Here is a 22,604-nt window from a genome sequence, read left to right as displayed (position 1 = left end):
GCTAATTTGATAGAACACAGATGATATCATTTCCTCTGCATATGTAAATTAAAAAGCTGTAGAGACGCGATGTCTGACGACAAGCCGCTTTGCGTCTACACTCGGATCTCTATACAGGAAACTGATTACTATTTATGCCTACTAACACCTGGAATCGTCATCACATTCTTTCCCTAGCTGACTTCACTACCACTGAATATGATACAGTTTTGCAAACTGCTGCCAGTTTTCAAGAAGTGCTATCACGGCGGACGAAGAAAGTGCCAAGCTTGCAGGGACAGGTGGTGGCGAATTTATTTTTTGAACCGTCTACGCGGACTCGTAGCAGTTTTGAAATCGCTGCCAAACGTTTAAGTGCAGATACGCTGAACTTCGCCGCAGCCACATCTTCTATGACTAAGGGAGAGACAATTCTCGATACGGCAAAGACCTATTTGGCGATGGGAACTGATATTATGGTAGTCCGCCATCGAGAAGCTGGAGTACCGAATGCGATCGCGGCTGAAATGGATCGTCTAGGTGTACGAGTTAGTGTCCTCAATGCTGGTGATGGTCAACATGAGCATCCTTCCCAAGCGCTGCTAGACTTATTTACCATTTGTACTCTAATTGACCCAGCTAGTCCCAGATTAGAACTTTTAAAAGGTAAAAAGATTGCCATTGTTGGGGATATTCTCCATTCTCGCGTGGCGCGATCGAATATTTGGAGTTTAATTGCCAGTGGTGCCGAAGTGCATCTGGCAGCACCACCCACCCTCTTACCCAAATTATTTGCCGAATACATCTCTGAGGAGGCAGAAGTCAGGAGTCAGGAGTTTGTTATCTCCTCATCCCCCACCCTGCGGGAAGCTAAAGCTACATCCCCCTCATCCCCTACTTCCCAACTCTTTCTCTACTGGCAACTAGAACCAGCTTTGCAGAATGCTGATTTTGTCATGACTTTGCGCTTGCAAAAGGAACGTATGACGGCTCATTTACTGCCAAGTTTGCGAGAATATCATCAGTTATTTGGCATTACACGCACAAAGTTGCAACTTTGTAAACCTAACGTCAAAGTTTTGCATCCAGGCCCAGTTAACCGTGGTGTTGAAATTAGTTCTGAATTAATGGATGACCCGGAATTTAGTCTCATTCAATCGCAAGTTACCAGTGGTGTAGCCGTTCGGATGGCGCTGCTGTACCTGTTAGGTAGCGGCAAGGCTTAATATAATCTCAGCACTGTTTCGGTGACAGGCAATGACCATCAGGATTCAGCTGTTGTGCCAACCCCAATCAGTAACGCCAATCATCAGCAAAGTGATTCGACATGACTACACAAGCTAGATAAAAAAGGTATAACATAAGACCAGCCCTTTCAAAGCAAGTAGAAATTCTCAAAAATAAATTCCTCTCTAAGGAACGTGGATTAAATAAAATGCAAAACTTCATCCTGTCTCTAGCTTTCCTCTCCTTTATAAAGAGAGGAATTGAGGGTAAGGTAAGCCATGTATCTTATTTAATTCTTATTCATAAACCTCTTTTCTCTGTCTTAGAAAGCCTAATGGGAGGTTTCCTGCCCTCATACTTTACACTGTGCTTCTGCGGTTAAATAAATAACTTATAAAGCACTTAATACACAGAGAAAAAGAGATTTTACGTTGAAAGAGCTAGTTCTATCATTTTTTACTATTTGATACCTGTGCCGGAGATTTACCGATGAAAACTATATCTAGCCTTGATGCAGTAACTAAAGATTTAGAACAGCATGAAAACTCAAAACGGATTAAAAAATTAATATACTCCGCTTGTAAAAATATTTGGGAGAATGATCAAGAGACGTTAGATAGGTTTAACTTACAAGAATTAATTCAAGAATTATCCAGATTGAATCCAACTATAAATAACTTAAATTATACTTTATCTAAAGTTGTAAAAACCATTAATAAACAAGCGGAATACGCCCTAATCGCCAGTGTCATTTCTCAGGAAATGCAGAAGCTATATGTAACGCCTGATGAATCAACAGGAATATTATTAAATCAACCTAATCAAGAGGAATCGACAGGAATATTATTAAATCAATCTAATCAAAATGAACAGATATTTTATCATCCGGGACAAATATCATCAAATTATATAGATCAAAACAGTCAAATCAAACATCAATATAATCAGTTTGATTTACGGCAAAATATTATGAAGTATACTAACCCACTTCGGGCTAAAATAGTTTTATTTTCTGCGCTTTACAAAAAGTTTGCTTTCAATGAAGAAGACTGGTTGAAACTGAAGGCTGAAAAACTTGATGATTTATTGCTAAGATTATTTGATACTTGTCCAACTATCAGAGAGCTTGAATCTAAACTAAATAGTGCTGTTATATCTCTAGGCAAGCCGGATGAAAATATTCAAGCAGCTAGTACAATCATCCAATCTATGCGAGGTTTATATAACAATATGTCATCCAGCGACAACCGATATCAACCGTTTAACAGCGATTCATCTCCAGAAACGAGAATACCAGTTAATCCTCATCAGAAAATTGCACTCAAGGATGACAATAATACCTGTCAATTTATAGTACCCCCTATCAAAGAATAATCGCAATTTTTGACCATTGTTGAATCTGGGAAAATTTGGAAAGATTGTGATAATTTAAATAGGAAAAATATGGATGCAAATGAACTTCTGACGCGATATGTAAATGGAGAAACAAAATTTATTGAGGCAAACTTAAATGGAGTAAATTTGTTTGGTGCAGATTTGATTGGTATAGATTTGAATAAGGCAGATTTGCGTAATGCCATCCTAATTTTTAGCTATCTAAATCGGGGAATCCTAAATAAGGCAAATCTAGTTTGTACAAAGCTAAGTGGCGCGAATCTAAATCAGGCAAGTTTAATCAGTGCCAACTTGCACGATGCTAATTTACATGGTGCAACTTTGCAGGGTGCTGATTTGCGTAATGCTAATTTAACTTTGGCGTATATGCTGGATACTAACTTGATGAATGCCGATTTGCGTGGTGCAGATTTGAGTGGTGCAAATTTAACCGGTGCGTGTCTGCGTGGTGCTAACCTGCGAGAAGAGAAGAGAATGTACTCTGCTAGTCTACGGGGTGCTAACCTGCATAAGGCTGACCTGCGAGGCGCTGATTTAACTGGTGTAGACTTATCTAAAGTTGATTTGAGTGGTGCTAACTTGAGTGAGGCAACGCTACGTTATGCCGATTTGAGTGATGCCAACCTGAGTGAAGCGATTTTGTATAATGCATCTCTGGCAGATACTAACATCGGGGGTGCTAATTTGAAAGATGCTAACCTGATGAATGCTAGACTGGAACGGTCAAATCTGATAGATGCCGAACTTACAGGTGTTAACTTGTATGGTGCAATTATGCCAGATGCTAAACTGACGAGATGCCAGATGAGTGGAGCAAACCTGAGTTTTGCAAGGCTAAATAGAGTTGATTTAAGTCGGGCTAACCTGCGTGGGGCTAACCTCACTGAAGCAGACTTGGTTGATGCCTATCTTGCGAGGACAGACTTGACTGATGCCAATTTAAGTAAGACAAATCTAATCAGAGCAGAAATGAGTAGTACAAATCTGACGGGTGCAGATTTGCGTGGGGCGGTAATGCCTGATGGAACAATTAACGATTAAAAATATAGCATGGGCAATACCCACTATTTTATCATGGTAGGTATTGCCCAAATACTAAGTTTTATTCACCAGTAATCGACAGTTCATTAACCCAAATTTTCGGGCAAACTCCCCCTGGTGTTAACTCCGCCTCTTTTTCTACACAAATAATTGACTTTAAGACTTCTAAGAAATCACCAGCAACAGTTGCTGACTCAATACTCGTCCTGACACCCTTATTAACTAGCCAACCATCAAACGGCAAAGAAAAGGAACCTTGTAAGGATTTAACTCCAGCATGGAGAGCTTGTAAATCATCGATAAAAATCACATTTTCAGCAGTTTCTAAGCTCAACTCCTGCTCAGAAGTTGCTGTTGTAAAAACGTGATAAAAATTGGGACTAACGCTGACTTTTGCACCAATACTGGCATTACCAGTTGGCTGGGTATTTAACCTTTTAGCAGTGCCTGCACTGTGGAGAAAGCTTGTTAAAACACCATTTTCAATCAGCGAAATCTGACGAGTAGGAGTTCCTTCGCCATCAAAACTTTCTGCCCCTACGTTAGCTGGGTGCAGTGCATCATCAAAAACTGAAAGTAGAGGAGAAGCAATTTGCTTACCTAAATCATCAGGAGTAGATAGGCTTTGATTGTCCAAAATACTTTGGGCGTTAAATAAGTTTGAAAAAGCACCCAACAGACTTAAGAAAGCTTCCGCAGAGAAAACAACTCGATATTTACCAGTTTTGATTTTTTCATAATTCAAGTGACTGATAGTTTTATCGGCAGTTTCTTTGATGCAACCATTAATATCTAGATTATCTAAACTTTGGTTGATTCTATAAGCGCCTGCACTGCGAGGTTTTTTTCCTTCTTCTTCAGTTTTGCTGTAAAGATAAACTGATGCTAAGGAATGAGATTCAGTTCTGACTGCACCGTCGCTATTGAGATAAAACCTGTCAATATCTCTTTGCGACAAACCGTTATAAGGCACACCTTTAATTGCTGGATGAGCTGCCAGTAATTCTTTTTCAGCTACTAACAATCTTTCTATGAGTTCAGCAACAGGTGCTTGGGGTGTTTTATCCTGAGATTTATTTGGAATCGAAACAGTAGCTTCTGGACTAAAATCAGGAACATTTTCTTTAACACCAAAGAAACTGGCTTCATAAGCAGTTTTCAAAGCTAATTCCAGTCCTTTGGCATCGACATCTGTGGTGCTGGTGACACCCATTGTATTCTCTTCATTCCAGACACGAACAGTAACACCAGAGCGATTTGAAGCTTTGACTTGTTTTGGCTCACCTTGGTCTACTTGCACGCTAGTATCATCTACTGTTGAGCCATAAATGTCGAATTTCTTAATACCAAGCTTATCAGCATTGTCCTTGGCGGAATTTGCAATCTCATTGATATTCGGCATAGTCAATTTTTAATTTGGGATTTTCTTGCTCCCTGCTTCAGCCTGGGAGTGTAATAATGGAGGGCTTTTGCTTGCTAGATAAAATAGTGGCAGAGCCACGAAAAAGCCGTTTCCAGGTGGAACCTGGAAGTTGATGAGATTATCTTCCCCCGACGGTAATAGAATCAACTTTGATGTGGGGTTGTCCAACTGTGGTGTAAATACTGCCACTGACAGAACCACAAAAACCTGGTGCAAGTTCCAAATCTTGAGAACACATGGAAATTTTATTCATAATTTCCTTGGCTTCACCGATAAGAATTGCTCCCTTTAAAGGTTTGGTGATTTTGCCATTTTCAATCAAATAAGCTTCATCAACACTAAAGTTAAATTGACCTGTAGCACCAACACTACCACCACCCATCTTTTTACAGTAAATACCTTTATCAACAGAGGCAAATACTTCTTCAGTGCTGTATTCGCCAGAATCGATATAAGTATTACGCATCCGGCTAGCAGCAGCAAAGGTATAATTTTGGCGACGTCCACTTCCAGTTCTGGGGTGTCCGGTGCGTGCAGAACCTGTTCTATCTGCTAAGAAGTTTTTCAGAACGCCTTTTTCAATTAATAGGGTTCTTTGAGCGGGCATACCTTCGTCATCCATGTCAATTGTCCCGAAGGCATTTTCAGAGCGACCTTCATCCCAGGCTGTCAAACTTTCGTGGGCAATTTTTTCGCCTTTTTTGTCAGCAAAGGGAGTGGTATTGCGTTCAATTTGAGTGGTTTCTAGCAGGTGTCCGCAAGCTTCGTGGAAGATTACGCCGCCAAAGTGATTGGCCATAATGATGGGGTAAGTACCCGATTCTACGTAATCTGCATAGAGCATTTTTCCAGCCGATTCTGCGATTTTCTCGGCGGCTTGTTGAGAATCCCAAGTTCTCAAGAAGTTGGCATCGCTAGTATTACCCGCGCGATCGCCAATTGAGGTACGATTAGCACCATCAGCACACAATAGGTTAAACCCTACTGACTGTGTAAGGCGAATGTCACGGGCAAAAGTACCATCACTGGCGGCGATTAAAACTTCTTGCCAATCCCGGAAATAGGTAGCACGGCGCGATTGGACGTGGCTAGCTTTTTGCTTCAGGTTGGCAGTACCATCAAGGAGGACTTCTCCCATTTCTCGGATGGAGCTACACACTGGTAGCCATGCATCTTTACCTCTTTTGGTGGCGTAATCTCTCAATAATTCCAGGTTGATTTCTGGGATGAAAGCTTTAGGAGTGGGTAGTTGCAATCCCAGGATAGAAAGACCTTTTTCTAAGGCTGCTTTCAAACCAGAAAATGAAAGGTCATTGGTGCTAACGTAGCAATCAGCTTTGCCGTGAAATACTCTGACTCCCGCGCCTGTAGACAGACTGGGTGAAATACTGGTGATGGCATCATCTTCTGCAAGACAACTAATATAGTTGCGACGCTCTAAAAATAATTCGATGAAGTCAGCACCGGCGGCGCGTCCTAGTCCCAGGAGGGTAGCCAGGGGGGCTTCCCAGGTTTCATCGAAACGCTCTGGTGTGGCGGAATATTGCAGGGTGGGAAGTTGATTTGAGAGAAGTAGCGTACTAGTAAGCATGAGTAGCCTCGTCTGCTGGCGTAATTCAGAGATTTGACTGAAAAATCCCGGTGTGTTCAGTCTAACAAATGAGTGAAAGCCACAGTTGGTAATAAGGCGGTGTGGATTTCCCTCCTCTTATGTAAAGAGGTTTGTGCTTATTTTGCTGCTTGATGATTGACGTTGCTGACTGAAAAGATGAATTTACCTCACGCAGAAAATAAGAGTTGGGAATATTTGATTTTGTAATGTTTATATCCAAATTCAGCAACGTCTAGGCAAATTCGCCCACAGACTAGAAGTTTGGGGCTATATAAACCAATACGCTTGGGTTAAGGATAATCGTAGGTTGGGTTTGACTTCGTTCAACCCAACAAACCCTCGAAAAGGTTGGGTTACCCTGCGGGATTTTGCTACGTTCCTCAACCCAACCGACACACTTTAAGGTTTTCAACGCTAATCCAAGCGTATTGCTATATAAACAAAGCCCGCAAAGGCGGGCTGAGATTTTGAAAGTTCGCACCCTTGAGGGTGTGGGTGTAAAATGAGATGCACCTATATATATGGATTTAACTAGCACTCTTCTCAACCAAGGAAGTCCCAAGCTAGGAGATGCTCTAACTATGGTCAGAATACAGAAACTTGCTGACCACTAACACTTACTAAATATGTAATCTTATTTGCTGCAAACACTTAATTTCATCCAGACTATCATTCTCAGGTTTATTTACGATTTGCCATTTTCAGTGGAATTCTTGTTGTTTCTTGCTCATTGAAACTTGGCGCTGTCGATGATAGATTCTTAAACAAGAGCTTTAGAGTTCGAGTAATAGTTTTAAGAATTTTCATTTTGCTAGCAGTTGGCTTTTGGTCATATCTTAAAACCATTGGAATTTCTATAATTTTTGGTTTGAGGACTTTGGCTTTTAGCAGTAAATCTATCATGCAAGCAAATCCACTTTCAGTAAATAGATTGTCACCATAACACATATCCAGTTTTGTCACGAAAGTACGGTTATACAGCCTGTAACCACAAGTGTAGTCTCTTACACCTGGTACACGGGCTGCAATTCTAAAAAGCCAGCTGGCTCCGTAACTCATCAACTCTCTAAATTTTGATAAGCCTATGACTTTAGAGCCTTTTCGATATCTAGATGCGATCGCAATATCATAGCTACCAGCTATCATGGTGTCATACATCTTGATTAATAGTTCTGGTGGTTGAGTGTTGTCGCAATCCATCGCGGCTAAAAAATCGCCTTCTTGAGAAATTTCTAAGAAAGTCGTGAAACCTGTTTTAATTGCTTGACCTAAACCACCATTTTTGGGATGTTGGACTAATTTCAGTAATATACCCAGTGATTGAGATTCTTCTAAAGCCGTTTCAGCAGTTTTATCACTACTGCCATCATCAACAAGAATCAGTTCTATCTCCATATTAGAGATTTGCTGCAATGTCTGAAACTTTTTGAACAAGGGAGGAATTGATTCTTGCTCGTTGTATGCGGGTAAAAGAACAAAAAGACTCATAAAGACCTCTGATTATTTTTAAAATAAAATACCATTACTCAAATTTCAAGAATTCAGTAATGTTGATTTTTGGAGAAACTCATCGACGTGTCGTACAACTGCGTTGTTGTTGACGCTATCATTGACCAACTGTGAGGTATTCACGACGAAAAAATCATCGTTTTCAGTACTCACTTTCGGAACAAGACTGGAATAATCTATAACTTGTAGAGGCTGTACTTTAATAGCTCGATTAATGTGTGCTGCCACAATGTCATCTGCTTTAAGTTCTGGGAACATCAAACGTATACCCTGGAAAAATACTTGGCGTAATTCATCATCTGGCTGTTTTAACAACGAGTCAGTAGAAAGTATATATTTTGGTAGGAATGTCATGTGATATCCTGCTGTCTCTTGCAAAGAAACTAAGTTGCTCATACCGATAACTCCAGTAAAAGGAATATTTCTATCGGCAATATTTACTACGTAATAAGGAACGAGAGCCTTACGAGTAATAAGTACCATGCAGATTACACCCAGGTATTCTACTGTTTCACCAGTATCTGAAACTTTCACCAGTTCATGGGCAGCAACCTGTTGCAAAATATTAACTGGGCCAGTAAAAATTACTTTATCAAAATGTTCTTTTTTTCCCTGATATTCTACCCACATTCCACCCTTTGGATGAGGTGCGATATACTCTACCGCAACACCTGTGCGAATATCACCTCCAGCCGCGTAAATTAATTTTTCTATATGGTCAAAAACAGTTTTGTAACCGCCTGAAACATAACCAAGTTGTTCTTTATTTAATGAAGAATCCCGCGCTGAAAATAGTCGTTTAATATAAGCCCAGATAAAAACTGCTGATATTCGCTTATAGTTCTCTCCTAATTTTGATAAAAGCAAGGGTTTCCAAAGCTTTTCGTATGTGTTTTTTCCCCCAAGTTTCAATAGCCAATTTTCAACTAAAATCTTCTCTAAGCGCCGCCAGTTATTAAGGCGTGAACCATACAATAGAGTAAAAGCTAATCTGATTTTACCTATAAGTCCAAAGAGAGGAAAGCGCAGAAATTCTATAGTATTACTGATAGAATAAAATTTTTGATTGTCGTAGAAACCTGTTAAACTTCGATGCCAACGCAGTTTATCTCCAAGACCAATATCTCTTAGAAAATTTATTAAATGAGTATCAGAAGGTAGGATAACGTGATAAAAACGATCCCAGGTAAACAACCCATAATCATGATAGGTGGTAAGTCCACCAAGCTGCTTGTTGCTATCAAAGACAGTGACTGTATGTCCTTGATGTGAAAGACGTTGGGCTAATACTAGCCCAGTTATGCCTCCGCCAATGATGCCTATATTCATAAAATTAAATTTAGATTTCGTTAGGATGTTTTAGAGAATTCTATTCAGAGATTGTTAATATTAATAACTTGATTATTTGCCTATTAAGCTATTAATGTCCAACAAGGATTACGCCAGTTATGATAATGGAAATTCCTAACCACTGGCTAAATATAACCTGCTCTTTTAGAAGATAATGAGAAGCAATCGGTATAAGTGCATACATTAATCCTAGAACTGGAAATGCTTGACTCAAAGGAATTGTCTGCAATACATAAAGCCACAACATAGTCATAAATGCATAACAGATAAACCAAATCAAAAAATAACGAGAGAATAAGAGATTTTTGATAGATGTGCTTTCTCCTTTAGTAGGGCTAGAAATGTAAAGTCCATACTTGAGTGATACGTTAGCTGTTGTTCCAAATAAAACTACAACCATTAAAAGTAGCCAACTAATGATGTTCATTTGTCAATGCTTTTTGTAGAATTAACTAGAGAAAATTTATATAGATTTTTTAAGTGGAATAACCACTAAAAGAACACCCAGAAAAATAGTGATGACTCCTGCTATTCGAGTTAGTGTAATCACCTCATTAAAAAAGTAGTATGATCCAAAAAGTATGCCGACGTAGTTTAAACTAGTGAGTGGATAAGCAATACTCAATTTGACAGAGCGCAGAGCCAATATCCAATTTACTATTCCCAAGCAATAAACACTAACAGCTAATGTTAATTGTTGAATAAATACCCAAGTAAATAGTCCCTCATTTGTATGACTCATGGTATGCTTCATCAGCAATTGCCCAGAAATACTAAATAAAATACTGATAAACAGGATGATATAAGGAATTATTTTAAAGTGAGAAATTTGTGAGATAGATTTCATAGTATATTTGCCTCAATCGATATAGTCGGTATGAAGCGGACAGTAAACAGCCCGTTGTTTTGAACGTTTCAAATATCATTACCACCTTCTGTGCAATTTGACTTCCACTTCAGTAAATAGACAACAAAATTAGGAAGCCTACTATGTTGAAGGGGCTAATATCAAAATGACTGTTGAAGCTCATGTCCTAGAGTTAGCAACTTGGCTTACTATACAGCTTCCAGGATAGTAGCTGTATTATGGCAGCGTCCGATATGATCGGAGTAGAGTAGGCTCAATTAGTTTACTGAGTTATACTACCAGAGAAAGCAGTTTATTGTTTGGCAATTTGCATAATCAATTTAGCCTTTGTCCAATTGTGAATTACAGAAATGTTCCGTGTCAGCTAGTTATGCTTCAAGACTACTTTTGGCGCGATCGCAATATCTAGGTCATAGTGGATACAGATATAGTAAAGGTTGAGGGCTTTGTCACAAATTTGCTCTGCACAAAGTTGAGCCGTTTGCCATTGCTGGTACTAAAATCAGATTCTACCCGCATATTCAACAGTTCGAGCTAAGGGAATAAAAATGGACTGCCAGAATTTTTAAGCACACAGATATATCTGTAACCTCAGCTAGTAACTAAGCCGATTCAGAAAAGTTTGTACTAAATTTGAGTGTGTATACGTGCTTTTTTTGGAAAAGGGAATACAAGAAGTAACAGAAGTCCGCTTCTCTGCGGAAATCACACTATAGATAAATCAGTCTACAGTAATGTCCTTTACAGGTTTCTGAGTAATTTTACTGAATGTCCAAAGGGAGTTTTGACAACACAACGGCTAATATAAACTAGCGTTGGCTGTTCAACTCGGAGTTAATGTTGATTGCATCTGATTTGAGATGTTTTTACATTACTTAGTATCATGTTGGCTCGACTGTTCTTAATTACATATAATTTTAAGTAAAGATTTACTTTAACTTTATTGTTATATGTAATCACCTCCTAGAATACCACGAGAAAAGCGTGTTGCAAATTTATCGCCATACTTCATCGAAACTTCATTTACCGAAAATATACTTATACAGAAACTTCATCAAATCGAAACTTTCTCTAGATGAATTTTGATTTTTAAGAATTTGTACATTTATGAAGCACTTTTTGGCTAATAAGCTTGCAGTTCCATTTAAAAAGCGAGTTTAAAGTGGTCAATACCATACTCACACGGAAGAATTTCCCATTAAAAAATCACCAAGTTCCGTTTTTAAAGACCTTACTGGGTTAGCTGTGTGATAATTTCCAACAGTTTAAAATTGAGAAAAAATTAGTTCATGATAGTTGGTATTATTTAATTTGTCTAAGTTGTTTTCGCGTAGCTTCAGTTTGTTTGGACTCGTTTTCCTGCAAAAGTCTGTTGGTAATGATTAAGACAATCATTAACAATCCAAACTGAATCTGCCAGGGGGCTAATACTAAGCTTAAAATCAAGCTAATAGCTGTAAATACACCTGCAAGATATGAAATTTCATCAGTACTCTTTTTAAATAAGTAGCCCGTAGCTAAAGCCGTACACAGTGGGATCAAGAAAAACAAAGGCATTTTAGTAACCTCTGAACAAAAAATTATTGTGCTTATAAAACAAATTGGAATTGTGGTTAATTCTACATCCAATCAGGTTTTAATCACAAGAGTCGTTTGAAATAAATATTATATAAAGTCAAGATTACGCAACGTTGTATATTACACCAATTGGAATATAGCGCTTCTGTGTTGAGTAGACATCTCCAGAAATTAAATATGCGTTACCCAGAACCCTTGTAGAGACGTAGTGACAATTCATGTAGCTTTAGCTGACCGCAGGGTATTGTCCCTACCAAGGATTTCAAGCAACGCAGAATTAATTTTCTTTTCCTTTGTCTATTAGGCGGACGCCATCTGAACCACTGAACTGACATCAGCATAGTTGCGCTATGCTATACAAACTATCGTTTACCTACACGGATTAATCGCATTTAAAACTTGCGTAAGTGGGTTTTGTTTACTTCCCCAAATACAAAGGTGAACAATTATTTGGTAAATTAGCTTAAAACTTTGGGCTTGCGGCAGGATCAAGATTTAGCATATTACCTTTAGTAGTAACATTTTCATTTTAGACACCTAATGCTGAACATTCCTCAATTACTCGCAACTGAAATAAACCTCAAACCCCATCAGGTGCAAAACGCGCTGGAACTTTTGGCGGAGGGTGCAACAATTCCCTTTATTGCACGTTACCGTAAAGAGCGCACTGATGAGATGAATGAAGTGCAACTACGTGAACTGGCGGAACGATATACTTATTTAACAGAACTGGAAGAACGAAAATCGGTGATCTTAAGTGCGATCGCTCAACAAGGTAAACTTACAGATGAACTCAAAGCCAAAATCTCATCCTGCTTACAAAAAACCGAACTTGAGGATTTATACTTACCCTATCGACCAAAGCGACGCACTCGCGCCACCATCGCCAGAGAAAAAGGACTCGAACCACTGGCGGAATTTATCAAGTCGCTAAATGTCAAAAATGCTGTAACGGCTTCCCTGGAGTCAGAAGCAGCTAAGTATATTTCGGAAACCAAGGGAGTAAAAACAGCAGAAGAAGCACTCAAAGGTGCTGCTGATATTTTGGCGGAAGAAGTAGCTGAAAAAGCTGAGTTACGCGCATATATCCGCGACTATCTCCTAGGAGAAGGGGTATTTGTCTCTCGCATCAAAGATGATTATCCCGAAGGTACAACCAAATTTGAGATGTACCGAAACTATCAAATCAGGGTAAAAAATATTGCAGCCCACAATATGCTGGCGTTGTGTCGGGGTGAAGCTGAAAAAATATTAAGCTTTGAAATTGCTTTTGATGAGGATACGGTGCTTTACTATCTTGAGTCGAAAGAAATTCAAACCAAAGTCCCCACAATTCGGGATTTTTATCAGGCGATGTTGAAGGATGCATTCAACCGTTTGATGAAAGTCTCTCTAATGGGAGAGGTAATTTCTGAAAATAAAGTTTATGCGGACATAGAATCAATTAAGACATTTGAAACTAATCTGCGGGAGTTGCTGCTGTCTGCACCAGCCGGGATGAAACCAACACTGGCGATAGACCCTGGTTTTAGAACTGGGTGTAAGGTTGCAGTCCTCGACCAAACTGGGAAATTTTTGGAATATCAGGCGGTATTTCCCCACCAAGCGGCTGAACAACGACTCAAAGCAGCACAAACTGTCAAAAATCTGATTGAAAAGTACAAAATTGAGTTAATTGCCATTGGTAACGGTACAGCGTCCCGCGAGACAGAGGAATTTGTCACGCAAATATTGCAAACCATAGAACGCAAACCAGTTAAAGTGATGGTGAATGAGTCTGGCGCATCTATATATTCTGCGAGTGTTGTGGCGTTGGAAGAGTTCCCCGATTTAGATATTACCGTGCGCGGCGCCATTAGCATCGGTCGCCGTTTACAAGATCCTTTGGCGGAACTGGTGAAAATCGATCCCAAATCCATTGGTGTGGGACAATATCAGCACGATGTCGATCAGAAGTTGTTGAAAAAGAAATTGGATGACACTGTAGAAAGCTGCGTTAATTACGTCGGCGTAGACTTAAATACCGCATCCAAAGAACTTTTGACTTCCGTCTCTGGGATTACCGCAGCAGTTGCCAATAACATTGTCGCCTATCGCAACCAGTATGGAGCCTTTAAAAATCGCCGCCAACTTTTGAAAGTTCCCAAATTGGGGCCGAAGGCTTTTGAACAAGCAGCAGGTTTTCTGCGGATTCGCGGCGGTGACAACCCATTAGATAATACAGCAGTGCATCCAGAGAGTTATTCTGTAGTAGAAGCGATCGCATCTGATCTAAATGTGCCATTAAATCAGGTGACACAAATTGCCGAAAAACTCAAAAAGACCAACCTGAAGAAATACGTTACCGATAGTGTCGGCGAACCTACACTACGCGACATCCTCAGCGAACTAGAAAAACCCGGTAGAGATCCTCGTGCTGAGTTTAAGTATGCCACCTTCAGAGAAGGAATTAAGGAAATCAGAGACTTAAAGCTGGGAATGGAACTAGAAGGAATCGTGACGAATGTCGCCAACTTCGGCGCCTTTGTCGATATCGGCGTACATCAAGATGGCTTGGTGCATATATCCCAACTTGCTGATAGATTTGTAGACGATCCCAACAAAGTTGTCAAAGTCGGACAAGTAGTAAAAGTGCAGGTGTTAGAAATCGACGAAAAACTCAAGCGGATTAGTTTGTCGATGAAAGCAGTTAAACAATAATTAAAAATAGCAGATGGCAGTTTATCAAGTTCGATTGATTAATCCTACAATTGGGTTAGATCGTAGCATTCAAGTACCAGATGATCAATATATTCTGGATATAGCAGAAGAAGCTGGTATCCGCCTACCATCTGGGTGCAAACAAGGCGAATGTTCTGCTTGTGTCGCCAAACTCATTAGCGGTGAAGTTGATCAAAGTGAGCAAAAATTTCTGCGTCCAACTGAAATACAGGCTGGTTATGTTGTTACTTGTGTAAGTTACCCTTTGTCTGATTGCACTTTAGAAACCCATCAAGAACAAGTCTTATATAAATCAGCCCTTTACTATCAGCCTGAGTCGGGAAAATCTCAGTGATTGTTACCCTGTGACATTAAATTAATCTTAAATTCGCCGGGCGCTTTTTGTTTGTATGCAATACACTTTAACCTCTCTCCTTTTAGGAGAGAGGCTTTAAATTTTACTCCCCAACGCTAGTAGGGAAGGGGTTGGGGGTTAGGTCTGTATTGAACTCAATAAAGAAGCGATCGCATCACGGAACTTACAAGTTTTGCATTAATATTATAACCGCTATAGATTTCTCAATGATCGACCTAACGGTAGAAGCAAATTCTACCTTGCAAGAGAGGTTAAAACCTAGCAGATAGATAAAGATGAGATAAGAAGTTACAAACAATAAATCTTTAGTTATTAGGTCAAAAAAATGTTGACACCATTATTAACCGCCCTAGCTACAGCTTTGAGCCTGTTAATTGTTGATTTGATTGTTCCAGGCGTTAATATTGCTAATTTTCCCGCAGCTTTGATTGCCGGTTTAGTAATTGGTCTAATTAACGGTTCATTTAAACCAGTTCTGTCTACTCTTTCTCTACCACTTAACTTTCTCTCATTTGGAGCATTTTCGCTCATCGTCAACGGTTTTTGTTTCTGGTTAGCATCAGTGCTAGTTCCCGGCTTCTCCGTTAGTGGTATTATTGGTTTTCTTCTAGGGCCAGTCATTCTATCTTTTGCTAACACCTTTATCAACAACTACTTTGTTGAAAAAAATCTTTTAGCCGCTAGTGGTGATGTAAAAAATCAAGGTGAATTACCTTCTAGATAAGTATTAAAGGGAGTAGAAATAGCAATTTCATCATGTCTCTACTCCAAATCGAATAGCCGAAGGTGGATTTCCTGATTCGGCATATTCAAAACAATCTAATTAAACAAAATCACCAAGTTGTAACATCATGAAATTAGTTCGTTTTCTTCTAGGTTTGCTAGTGCCTCCTTTAGGCGTATTCCTGACAGTTGGAGTTGGCCCAACTTTATTTATTAACATTTTGCTGACAGTTCTAGGCTGGATACCCGGTAGTATTCATGCAGTTTGGGTTATTGCCAAACATGAAGAACAACTTAATCAAGAGGGACGTACTTACTAATACGTAAGTTTAATTTTAAGGACTTTCAATTAAATAGGGTGCGTTAGGTAGAACACCGGAACGCACCACTTTTTATGTATAGAATCTGCCGTTGTTTTAGGCGCATATTTTGACATAATTTGTAAACAAAAACCTTTCGGGAAAGCACCTAAGAGGTTGTTTGTAAAGTAGTTTGCTGTAATTTTAATCAAATTATTACCCCCCTTGTAAAGGGGGGAAACAAGAAAAATCCGGTTCCCTCCCCTTTACAAGGCGAGGGTTAGGGTGGGGTAATAAATATTTGATACATCAATCATGACTTTTCAAACAACCTCTAACCTACCCTTATACGATCTGGTGCGTTACCGCTTTAGCCGTAACGCACCAGATTAAATCAATTAAATACATACCAAAACAGTCTATTTATGAATAGTATCCCGCTTTTTATCGGCAGAGTCCTTATCTTTGAATAAGTCAGCCGCCGTTAAGAGTAACTGTCTTAAGGTTTGTTTGATTTGGCGCTCTTTCCTCGCTACAGAGCTACCAGCTTCACCTAGTTGCTCTTCTAGTTGCGATCGCTTTTCTCCTACCTGTGCAGCCATAGATTCAGCTTGAGGACGAGCTTTATCATACCAGTGTTTAGCCTCGTCTAGATAATCTTGAACCTCTAGAGAACGTCCGCCATGACGTGCAGCTAAGTTAGCTCGGACAAGGGCTACCTGCGCTTGCAGTTGCGCGTAACGCTTCTTTAACAATCCGACTTCTTCACTATCTTTAATAGCATTGACAGCAGAATCAATTGCAGTTTTGGTACTAGCAGGTTTTTCCTTACCCGTCTCTTCAATCTCTGCCAAGATTACATCAACTTCTTGTTGGAGTTGTTCTTCTTCACCATCCAGTTGAGCCTGGAGCCGCTTGATATCTGTCTGAGTTTTAGAAATGCTTTCGTGTCTTTGACTATTAATTCCTTCTAGCGCTCCTTCAATGGAAGCTGTCACTTCATCTTTAAGTTCACTACCTTTTTCTTGGAAGTTTTCAACTACAGCCGAAACCGCATCTCTAACAAGACTACGAAGTTCGCCTGAACCTTGTTTAAACTCAGAAGCTACTTGAGAAACTGCGGATTTCACAATTTCTCGAATTCGATCAGTTCTTAATTGTCCGGTTTCTTTCGCTTGTTGCAAATCGGCTTGAATTTGTTGTTTGATATTGTTAGGCATTTTCAACTCTTGGGATTTAACTAATTTGGATGGATAAAATTTTCTAGAAATGTTCCTACACCCACATTATGGCGTAGTCTGATTGGGCTAGGCACTTCCTTTAGATAGAAAATAACAGCCCCAAAGAGTTCAGGAGTGCTGAGTGCTGAGTAACCAAGAGACATAAATCTAGGGTGCAATTAATTTTACTTTTTACTCAGCACTCGTTCCTGGGTACTCAGCACTGTTTCGGTGATGTGTAATATCTTGGCTATTTGTGAGATGATTAACATTTGTTGGTAGTAATTGAGAGTAAGATATGTGGCGAGTAAATATTACTTGTTCATCTGATGCCTGGAAGCATTATGGTACTGAATTTAAAGCGATCGCAGAGAAATATCAAGGTGAATTGATTGGTTCCAAAAAAATGCCAGATGGCACACGGATCATGTCCTATAAAATTGAGGATGTTAGTGATGCAGAAGCTTTTCAAGAAGATTGTGCAAATTTTACGGGATTTACAACAGACTTTGAATCCCTGTAGTATTGGTTATGACACTTATGCCTGCAACGAATATGTCAAAATCGGGAAAGGTGGAGTGAAAAAACTACTCTTCTCACTTCTAACTCCTAATTCCAAACTTCTCACTCCTAAACTTGAAAATGAACTTACCCCAAGCTAGCCGTCTCCAATTTACTCCCGATTTAAACATCTGCCGCATATTAAATGGGATGTGGCAAGTCTCCGGCGGACACGGACCGATAAATCCCCAAGCCGCAATTGAGATGATGTTCAAATATTTAGATGCAGGCTTTACCACTTGGGATTTAGCAGACCATTATGGCCCTGCAGAAGATTTTATTGGTGAGTTTCGCTGTGAACTAATTGATACTCGTGGTAAAGATGCTTTATCTCAGGTACAAGCCTTTACAAAATGGGTGCCTCGTCCAGGTAAAATGACGAAAAAACTCGTCGAGGAAAATATTGATATTTCCCTGAGAAGTATGAATGTAGAATCGTTAGATTTGATGCAATTCCACTGGTGGGAATATCAGGATAAAAATTACCTGGATGCCCTGAAATATCTGGCAGAACTTCAGACTGAGGGTAAAATTAAGCATCTAGGTCTAACTAATTTTGACACCGAACACTTGAAGATTATTACCGAAGCAGGCATCAAAATTGTTTCTAACCAAGTGCAATTTTCCCTTATTGACCGCCGTCCTGAAGTTAATATGGTGGAGTTTTGTCAACAGCATGACATAAAACTTTTTACTTACGGGACACTATGCGGCGGTTTGTTATCAGAAAACTATTTGGGGAAACCGGAACCGCGACTATTTGATCTAACTACAGCTAGTTTGAAAAAATATAAAAATATGATCGATGGTTGGGGTGGTTGGCAATTATTTCAAGAGATGCTGGCTATCCTCAAGGAAATTGCTAATAAGCATGGGGTAAGTATTTCTAACGTAGCAGTGCGTTACATCTTAGATCAGCCAACTGTGGGAGGTGTGATAGTTGGTGCAAGGCTTGGTGTATCTGAACATATAGAAGATAACGCCAAAGTATTTAGTTTTAGTTTAGATGCTGACGATCGCGATCGCATCAATGCAGTATCTCGGCAATCACGGGATTTATATCAGCTGATCGGCGATTGTGGCGACGAATATCGGCGATAACAACTAAGCCTTTAGGAATAGGGTAAGCCTTTAGGAATAGGGTAAATCTGGAGAAGTTGAGTGATAATACGGTGAAGGTTATTGTGGAAACTATTCCTACAAGCCATGTCCCTAAACCTCACCTTCGCCCTCAGTCAACAGCAAACTTTTGAACTGCGCTTTAACAATGTTTCACGTCCCTTAGATAAAGCAGAGTTAGCAGCGCTGATTGATTTGTGTGAGCAAAATTACTATACTCAACAAACACTAGCCTTAGCCGATCTCACGCAGTTAGGACGTAAACTTTATCAATACCTGGATGGTAATGAGGGATGGCTGAGAAAGTCTATAAATGAAGCAGATCAAACAATTTATCTAAATTTGATTCAAACCAGCGAAGCGCAGGGCTTGAAGCCAGAAATAGAAGAAGTAGTGTTGGGATTGGCATATTTGCCTTGGGAATTACTACATGATGGTGCAGAGTTTTTAGTAGAACGCCGGGATATTTCCGTCTTACCAGTACGTTCTGTGCAGCAACGTCAAGCCCAAGTGATTGGCGTGCAAAATCGCCCATTGCGGTTGCTATTCATGGCAACTTCTCCTGAAGATCCCAGAGTTCCCCCACTCAGGTTTGAGCAGGAAGAAGCGAACATTTTGCAAGCAACTAAACAGCAGCCTTTGGTGTTGATTTTCGAGTCAAGTGGCTCAGTTGCAGAGTTAGCTAATTTGGTGCAATCCTACCCAGAAGACTATTTTGATGTCTTTCACCTCACCGGACACGGGATAATTTATACCAAAAAAGATTACGGTTATTTGCTGCCAGAAGCTGCAACACTACCAGACAATACTCCTTGCTTGATCACTGAGGATGAGGTAGGGAATTTGCAACTTACTACCGTCAATAACTTAGCTAGAGCCTTTCGTGGACGCTGGCCGCGTGTAACTTTTCTCTCTAGTTGTGATCCGGGACAGGTTGCTAACAAGGGGACATTACCCTCAATAGCGCAGGCATTGGTAAAGGCAGGGGCAGGTATAGTTTTAGGCTGGGCGGGTCCGGTGTTTGACCGCACGGGTATTGTAGCAGCACACGCACTCTATCGAGCTTTGGCGACAGGGGCAACTGTTGAAGCAGCAATCAAAAAGGCGCAACAGGAGATGATTGACAAAAAATGCACCGACTGGCATCTGTTGCGGATGTATCGGGATACGCGCCCCATTGCAGAACTAGTAACACCACTAAGAACAAAAAATCGTCAAAGGCTGAAGTTTACAGCCCCAGAGCCAGAATTTCTGGATGAGAATAATCAAATCAAAGTTGCCAGTCAGTTTGAATTTGTCGGACGCAGGCGACATTTGCAACGGTGTCTCAAGGCATTGCAGGAAACCAGCGACCAAATCGGTGTGTTTATTGCCGGGATGGACGGACTGGGCAAAAGTAGCTTGGCGGCGCAGTTATGTACGCGGGTGCAGGCGCAGCGCCCCAATTTTGCGCGAGTCGTGTTGATTGGCCCTCTAGATGAGTGTGCTTTGCTGAATCAGCTTTCCAATAAGTATCAGCAATTTGCAGATGTGCCCACACTTTTGAATCAACCAAAAGTAACTCTCAAAGGGCGATTGCAAAACTTCTTTAAAGCAATAGAAAATGTCCACAACCAACCCTTGCTGCTAGTGCTGGATGACTTTGAGCAAAACATCCCCAACCCTAATATTGAAGATGGCTCATTGCGGATGACAGCAGAGGCTTACAAAATTTTAGAGGCGATTTGTGCAGCATTGGCAGAAACCGGGGCAGAAAGTCGGCTGATTGTCATCTGTCGCTATTTGAAGTCAGACACCTTACCACCCCACCGCCTGCACTTGGAATCTTTGGCAGGGATGAGTCGCAGTGATATTGATAAAATCTGCTTTCCCTTAGATAAAAAAGTTAAGCAACATTTAAAAACTCAGCGGATTATTAACATTGCCAATGGCAACCCTGGTTTGCTGAAGTGGCTATTGGAGGTGATTGGGCAACTAGGACTAGCGGGGGATGAACTACTAAATCGGCTGGAGAAAACTGAGCCAAAGTTTCGTGATCATATTTTGGTACAAACTCTGCTGGATGCCTTGGAACCGCAAGAACAAAAGTTTCTTGCCCAGTTGAGTGTGTTTCACCTGCCTGTGACAGAGGAGATAATTAGTGTCTTCATGGAGAATCTCTCCCCAACCGTCCCACAACCAGAGGGGAGGGTTAGATTACACTTACCCAAGCTTGTCAGCCTTACGGGCATGCCAATTTTGCACAAATACCTAGCGAATAGAATTCGCCGCTACACAAACCAAGTCCGCTCCGTCCCTTGGGCGGCAACTATAGAAGAAGTTTTGATACCTGAGTTAGGCTACGCTAACGTCGGTTCCCGGCGCTCAGACTTCTCTGTGCGCGAACTAAACCTAGCCAATCTACTGCTTCAGAGAAGCCATAGGCGCAACGTCTCCGTCAGTAGAAAGCTAGGCAGGCTTTGTTTCCGTACCCCCAACAGCCTTTTAGTCTGTTCCCATAGTGTGTCCTTGACGGAGGGCATTTTGCACATTTGGGATGCTGCCGTCAGCCTCAGCCTAGTGGAGTTCACCCCCACTGACTCTAGCCAGCCAGCTAATTACCGAGTGCCGAGAATTTTAGAACCCTTGCTGGAATCAGTGTTGAGTGAGTCAGAGTGGCAAGCAACCCGACAGCAAGCGGTGAGGAAAATCTATCAAGTTTGGTGGCAGAACTCTAACCAACGTACAGAAGCAGAAGGACTGGAAATTCTCCGTTTGGCACTGCTGGCAAGAGAGCAAGAAATTGCTGTTAGCGTTGGGGATTGGATTGCAACCCGTTGGCTGAAAAATTCCCGCTTTGTGGAAGCTTGGGAGTTATGTGAGCAAATCTTGGCAGTTTTTCAAGACTACCGCATCTTAGGAACCATTGCCCGTGCCGAAGAGGTTTTAGGTTTTTTGCCAGAGGCTCTTGTCCATTTTCAGCAAGCCTTAAAGCTTTGCCCTCAACAGGACTTGCAAGAAAAAGCCGCGACGCTACACGAAATGGCAGGGTTAAAAGCCCAACAAGAAGACATACTAGGAGCGATCGCTTTCTATAAACAGTCTTTGCAAATCGAAGAAGATATTAACGATGTCTTAGGGAAAGCCGCAACGCTACACGAAATGGCAGGGTTAAAAGCCGAACAAGGGGATATTTCCGGGGCGATCGCTTTCTATGAACAGTCTTTGCAAATCGAAGCAGATATCAACGATGACCTAGAAAAAGCTGTCACCCTAGCAAACCAGTCTTACTGGGCGGGTGAAATTGGAGATAACGCTAGGCAGTTAGATGACAATTTGTAAGCTGGTGTCACACTTGCAGAAATACGTGGATTAATCCTTCACAAGAGCAATATATAGCAGCAGTTGAAAAAGCTGCACGTTTTCCAGATCAACGGATTACCCTCTGCGATGCTGTCACTGCCATTTTGTCATAATTAGAATCTCACGAGTTTCTGCAATCAGTCCCCAAGCTTCATCGACAAAGCTTAGAGGTTCATCAACAAAGCTCAGAGGTTCATCAACAAAGCTCAGAGGTTCATCAACAAAGCTCAGAGGTTCATCAACAAAGCTCAGAGGTTCATCAACAAAGCTCAGAGGTTCATC

General features: G+C 40.7%; 18 protein-coding genes and 1 pseudogene. 10 read left to right on the top strand and 9 right to left on the bottom strand.

What is annotated here, in order from left to right; all coding sequences use genetic code 11:
- Nucleotides 1-134 precede the first annotated feature (134 nt).
- The 3 genes from V7K15_RS27210 to V7K15_RS27200 all read left to right on the top strand — a co-directional run bounded on the left by V7K15_RS27210 (nt 135) and on the right by V7K15_RS27200 (nt 3,642).
- Nucleotides 135-1,205 carry an aspartate carbamoyltransferase catalytic subunit gene (locus V7K15_RS27210; protein ID WP_334910686.1) on the top strand — a complete coding sequence of 357 codons (1,071 nt, stop codon included), beginning with the start codon at nt 135-137 and terminating at the stop codon, nt 1,203-1,205.
- Between the two features lie 490 nt (nt 1,206-1,695).
- Nucleotides 1,696-2,580, top strand: a complete 885-nt coding sequence (locus V7K15_RS27205) for a hypothetical protein (RefSeq protein ID WP_334910684.1) — start codon at nt 1,696-1,698, stop codon at nt 2,578-2,580.
- A 69-nt stretch (nt 2,581-2,649) separates the two neighbouring features.
- Nucleotides 2,650-3,642, top strand: a complete 993-nt coding sequence (locus tag V7K15_RS27200) for a pentapeptide repeat-containing protein (RefSeq protein WP_334910682.1) — start codon at nt 2,650-2,652, stop codon at nt 3,640-3,642.
- A 61-nt stretch (nt 3,643-3,703) separates the two neighbouring features.
- On the opposite strand, the gene V7K15_RS27195 is transcribed toward V7K15_RS27200, so the two are convergent.
- The 7 genes from V7K15_RS27195 to V7K15_RS27165 all read right to left on the bottom strand — a co-directional run bounded on the left by V7K15_RS27195 (nt 3,704) and on the right by V7K15_RS27165 (nt 11,961).
- Nucleotides 3,704-5,044: a TldD/PmbA family protein gene (locus V7K15_RS27195; RefSeq protein ID WP_334910680.1), complete on the bottom strand. Its 1,341-nt coding sequence runs from the start codon at nt 5,042-5,044 to the stop codon at nt 3,704-3,706.
- 139 nt (nt 5,045-5,183) lie between these two features.
- A complete protein-coding gene (locus V7K15_RS27190) occupies nt 5,184-6,656 on the bottom strand; it encodes a TldD/PmbA family protein (RefSeq protein ID WP_334910678.1) in 1,473 nt (490 codons plus the stop codon).
- A gap of 702 nt (nt 6,657-7,358) precedes the next feature.
- Nucleotides 7,359-8,165, bottom strand: a complete 807-nt coding sequence (locus tag V7K15_RS27185; RefSeq protein ID WP_334910677.1) for a glycosyltransferase family 2 protein — start codon at nt 8,163-8,165, stop codon at nt 7,359-7,361.
- Between the two features lie 45 nt (nt 8,166-8,210).
- A complete protein-coding gene (locus tag V7K15_RS27180; protein ID WP_334910675.1) occupies nt 8,211-9,515 on the bottom strand; it encodes an NAD(P)/FAD-dependent oxidoreductase in 1,305 nt (434 codons plus the stop codon).
- 91 nt (nt 9,516-9,606) lie between these two features.
- Complete coding sequence (locus tag V7K15_RS27175; RefSeq protein ID WP_334910674.1) at nt 9,607-9,963, bottom strand: EamA family transporter; 357 nt, start codon at nt 9,961-9,963, stop codon at nt 9,607-9,609.
- Between the two features lie 36 nt (nt 9,964-9,999).
- Nucleotides 10,000-10,383 carry an EamA family transporter gene (locus V7K15_RS27170; protein ID WP_334910673.1) on the bottom strand — a complete coding sequence of 128 codons (384 nt, stop codon included), beginning with the start codon at nt 10,381-10,383 and terminating at the stop codon, nt 10,000-10,002.
- A gap of 1,323 nt (nt 10,384-11,706) precedes the next feature.
- Nucleotides 11,707-11,961, bottom strand: a complete 255-nt coding sequence (locus V7K15_RS27165) for a hypothetical protein (protein ID WP_334910672.1) — start codon at nt 11,959-11,961, stop codon at nt 11,707-11,709.
- A 561-nt stretch (nt 11,962-12,522) separates the two neighbouring features.
- Between V7K15_RS27165 and V7K15_RS27160 the strand changes: the two genes are divergently transcribed.
- The 4 genes from V7K15_RS27160 (at nt 12,523) to V7K15_RS27145 (ending at nt 16,101) form a co-directional block, all read left to right on the top strand.
- On the top strand, nt 12,523-14,682 hold the full coding sequence (locus V7K15_RS27160) for a Tex family protein (protein ID WP_334910670.1): 2,160 nt from the start codon (nt 12,523-12,525) through the stop codon (nt 14,680-14,682).
- 13 nt (nt 14,683-14,695) lie between these two features.
- The gene (locus V7K15_RS27155; RefSeq protein WP_334910668.1) at nt 14,696-15,037 is read left to right on the top strand and encodes a 2Fe-2S iron-sulfur cluster-binding protein; all 342 of its coding nucleotides are present in this window, start codon (nt 14,696-14,698) and stop codon (nt 15,035-15,037) included.
- Between the two features lie 346 nt (nt 15,038-15,383).
- On the top strand, nt 15,384-15,782 hold the full coding sequence (locus tag V7K15_RS27150) for a phage holin family protein (protein ID WP_334910666.1): 399 nt from the start codon (nt 15,384-15,386) through the stop codon (nt 15,780-15,782).
- 127 nt (nt 15,783-15,909) lie between these two features.
- Nucleotides 15,910-16,101 carry a YqaE/Pmp3 family membrane protein gene (locus tag V7K15_RS27145; protein ID WP_334910664.1) on the top strand — a complete coding sequence of 64 codons (192 nt, stop codon included), beginning with the start codon at nt 15,910-15,912 and terminating at the stop codon, nt 16,099-16,101.
- Nucleotides 16,102-16,499: 398 nt separating this feature from the next.
- Here the strand turns inward: V7K15_RS27145 and V7K15_RS27140 are convergent, their stop codons facing one another.
- Nucleotides 16,500-17,300 (bottom strand): histidine kinase, encoded by an 801-nt coding sequence (locus tag V7K15_RS27140; protein ID WP_334910662.1) that lies wholly within the window; start codon nt 17,298-17,300, stop codon nt 16,500-16,502.
- Nucleotides 17,301-17,598: 298 nt separating this feature from the next.
- Here V7K15_RS27140 and V7K15_RS27135 point away from each other — a divergent pair, with 298 nt between their 5' ends.
- The 3 genes from V7K15_RS27135 (at nt 17,599) to V7K15_RS27125 (ending at nt 22,301) form a co-directional block, all read left to right on the top strand.
- Entirely contained in the window at nt 17,599-17,823 is a 225-nt protein-coding gene (locus tag V7K15_RS27135) for a hypothetical protein (RefSeq protein WP_292795692.1), read from the top strand.
- A 119-nt stretch (nt 17,824-17,942) separates the two neighbouring features.
- Entirely contained in the window at nt 17,943-18,962 is a 1,020-nt protein-coding gene (locus V7K15_RS27130; protein ID WP_334910660.1) for an aldo/keto reductase, read from the top strand.
- 81 nt (nt 18,963-19,043) lie between these two features.
- On the top strand, nt 19,044-22,301 hold the full coding sequence (locus V7K15_RS27125) for a CHAT domain-containing protein (protein WP_334910658.1): 3,258 nt from the start codon (nt 19,044-19,046) through the stop codon (nt 22,299-22,301).
- Nucleotides 22,302-22,415: 114 nt separating this feature from the next.
- Here the strand turns inward: V7K15_RS27125 and V7K15_RS27120 are convergent.
- Nucleotides 22,416-22,604 (bottom strand): annotated as a pseudogene (locus tag V7K15_RS27120) (hypothetical protein); the annotation flags it as partial.

Origin of the sequence: Nostoc sp. (assembly GCF_036919815.1) — a bacterium.
In the GTDB taxonomy this organism is placed as follows: domain Bacteria; phylum Cyanobacteriota; class Cyanobacteriia; order Cyanobacteriales; family Nostocaceae; genus Nostoc.
Note: the sequence above shows the minus strand (reverse complement) of the source record. Positions and strands in the feature narration are given on the sequence as shown.

Excerpts from the sequence above, each read along its gene's own strand:
- V7K15_RS27210 (WP_334910686.1), top strand. The coding sequence starts at position 135 with ATGCCTACTAACACCTGGAATCGTCATCACATTCTTTCCCTAGCTGAC.
- V7K15_RS27205 (WP_334910684.1), top strand. The coding sequence starts at position 1,696 with ATGAAAACTATATCTAGCCTTGATGCAGTAACTAAAGATTTAGAACAG.
- V7K15_RS27200 (WP_334910682.1), top strand. The coding sequence starts at position 2,650 with ATGGATGCAAATGAACTTCTGACGCGATATGTAAATGGAGAAACAAAA.
- V7K15_RS27195 (WP_334910680.1), bottom strand. The coding sequence starts at position 5,044 with ATGCCGAATATCAATGAGATTGCAAATTCCGCCAAGGACAATGCTGAT.
- V7K15_RS27190 (WP_334910678.1), bottom strand. The coding sequence starts at position 6,656 with ATGCTTACTAGTACGCTACTTCTCTCAAATCAACTTCCCACCCTGCAA.
- V7K15_RS27185 (WP_334910677.1), bottom strand. The coding sequence starts at position 8,165 with ATGAGTCTTTTTGTTCTTTTACCCGCATACAACGAGCAAGAATCAATT.
- V7K15_RS27180 (WP_334910675.1), bottom strand. The coding sequence starts at position 9,515 with ATGAATATAGGCATCATTGGCGGAGGCATAACTGGGCTAGTATTAGCC.
- V7K15_RS27175 (WP_334910674.1), bottom strand. The coding sequence starts at position 9,963 with ATGAACATCATTAGTTGGCTACTTTTAATGGTTGTAGTTTTATTTGGA.
- V7K15_RS27170 (WP_334910673.1), bottom strand. The coding sequence starts at position 10,383 with ATGAAATCTATCTCACAAATTTCTCACTTTAAAATAATTCCTTATATC.
- V7K15_RS27165 (WP_334910672.1), bottom strand. The coding sequence starts at position 11,961 with ATGCCTTTGTTTTTCTTGATCCCACTGTGTACGGCTTTAGCTACGGGC.
- V7K15_RS27160 (WP_334910670.1), top strand. The coding sequence starts at position 12,523 with ATGCTGAACATTCCTCAATTACTCGCAACTGAAATAAACCTCAAACCC.
- V7K15_RS27155 (WP_334910668.1), top strand. The coding sequence starts at position 14,696 with ATGGCAGTTTATCAAGTTCGATTGATTAATCCTACAATTGGGTTAGAT.
- V7K15_RS27150 (WP_334910666.1), top strand. The coding sequence starts at position 15,384 with ATGTTGACACCATTATTAACCGCCCTAGCTACAGCTTTGAGCCTGTTA.
- V7K15_RS27145 (WP_334910664.1), top strand. The coding sequence starts at position 15,910 with ATGAAATTAGTTCGTTTTCTTCTAGGTTTGCTAGTGCCTCCTTTAGGC.
- V7K15_RS27140 (WP_334910662.1), bottom strand. The coding sequence starts at position 17,300 with ATGCCTAACAATATCAAACAACAAATTCAAGCCGATTTGCAACAAGCG.
- V7K15_RS27135 (WP_292795692.1), top strand. The coding sequence starts at position 17,599 with ATGTGGCGAGTAAATATTACTTGTTCATCTGATGCCTGGAAGCATTAT.
- V7K15_RS27130 (WP_334910660.1), top strand. The coding sequence starts at position 17,943 with ATGAACTTACCCCAAGCTAGCCGTCTCCAATTTACTCCCGATTTAAAC.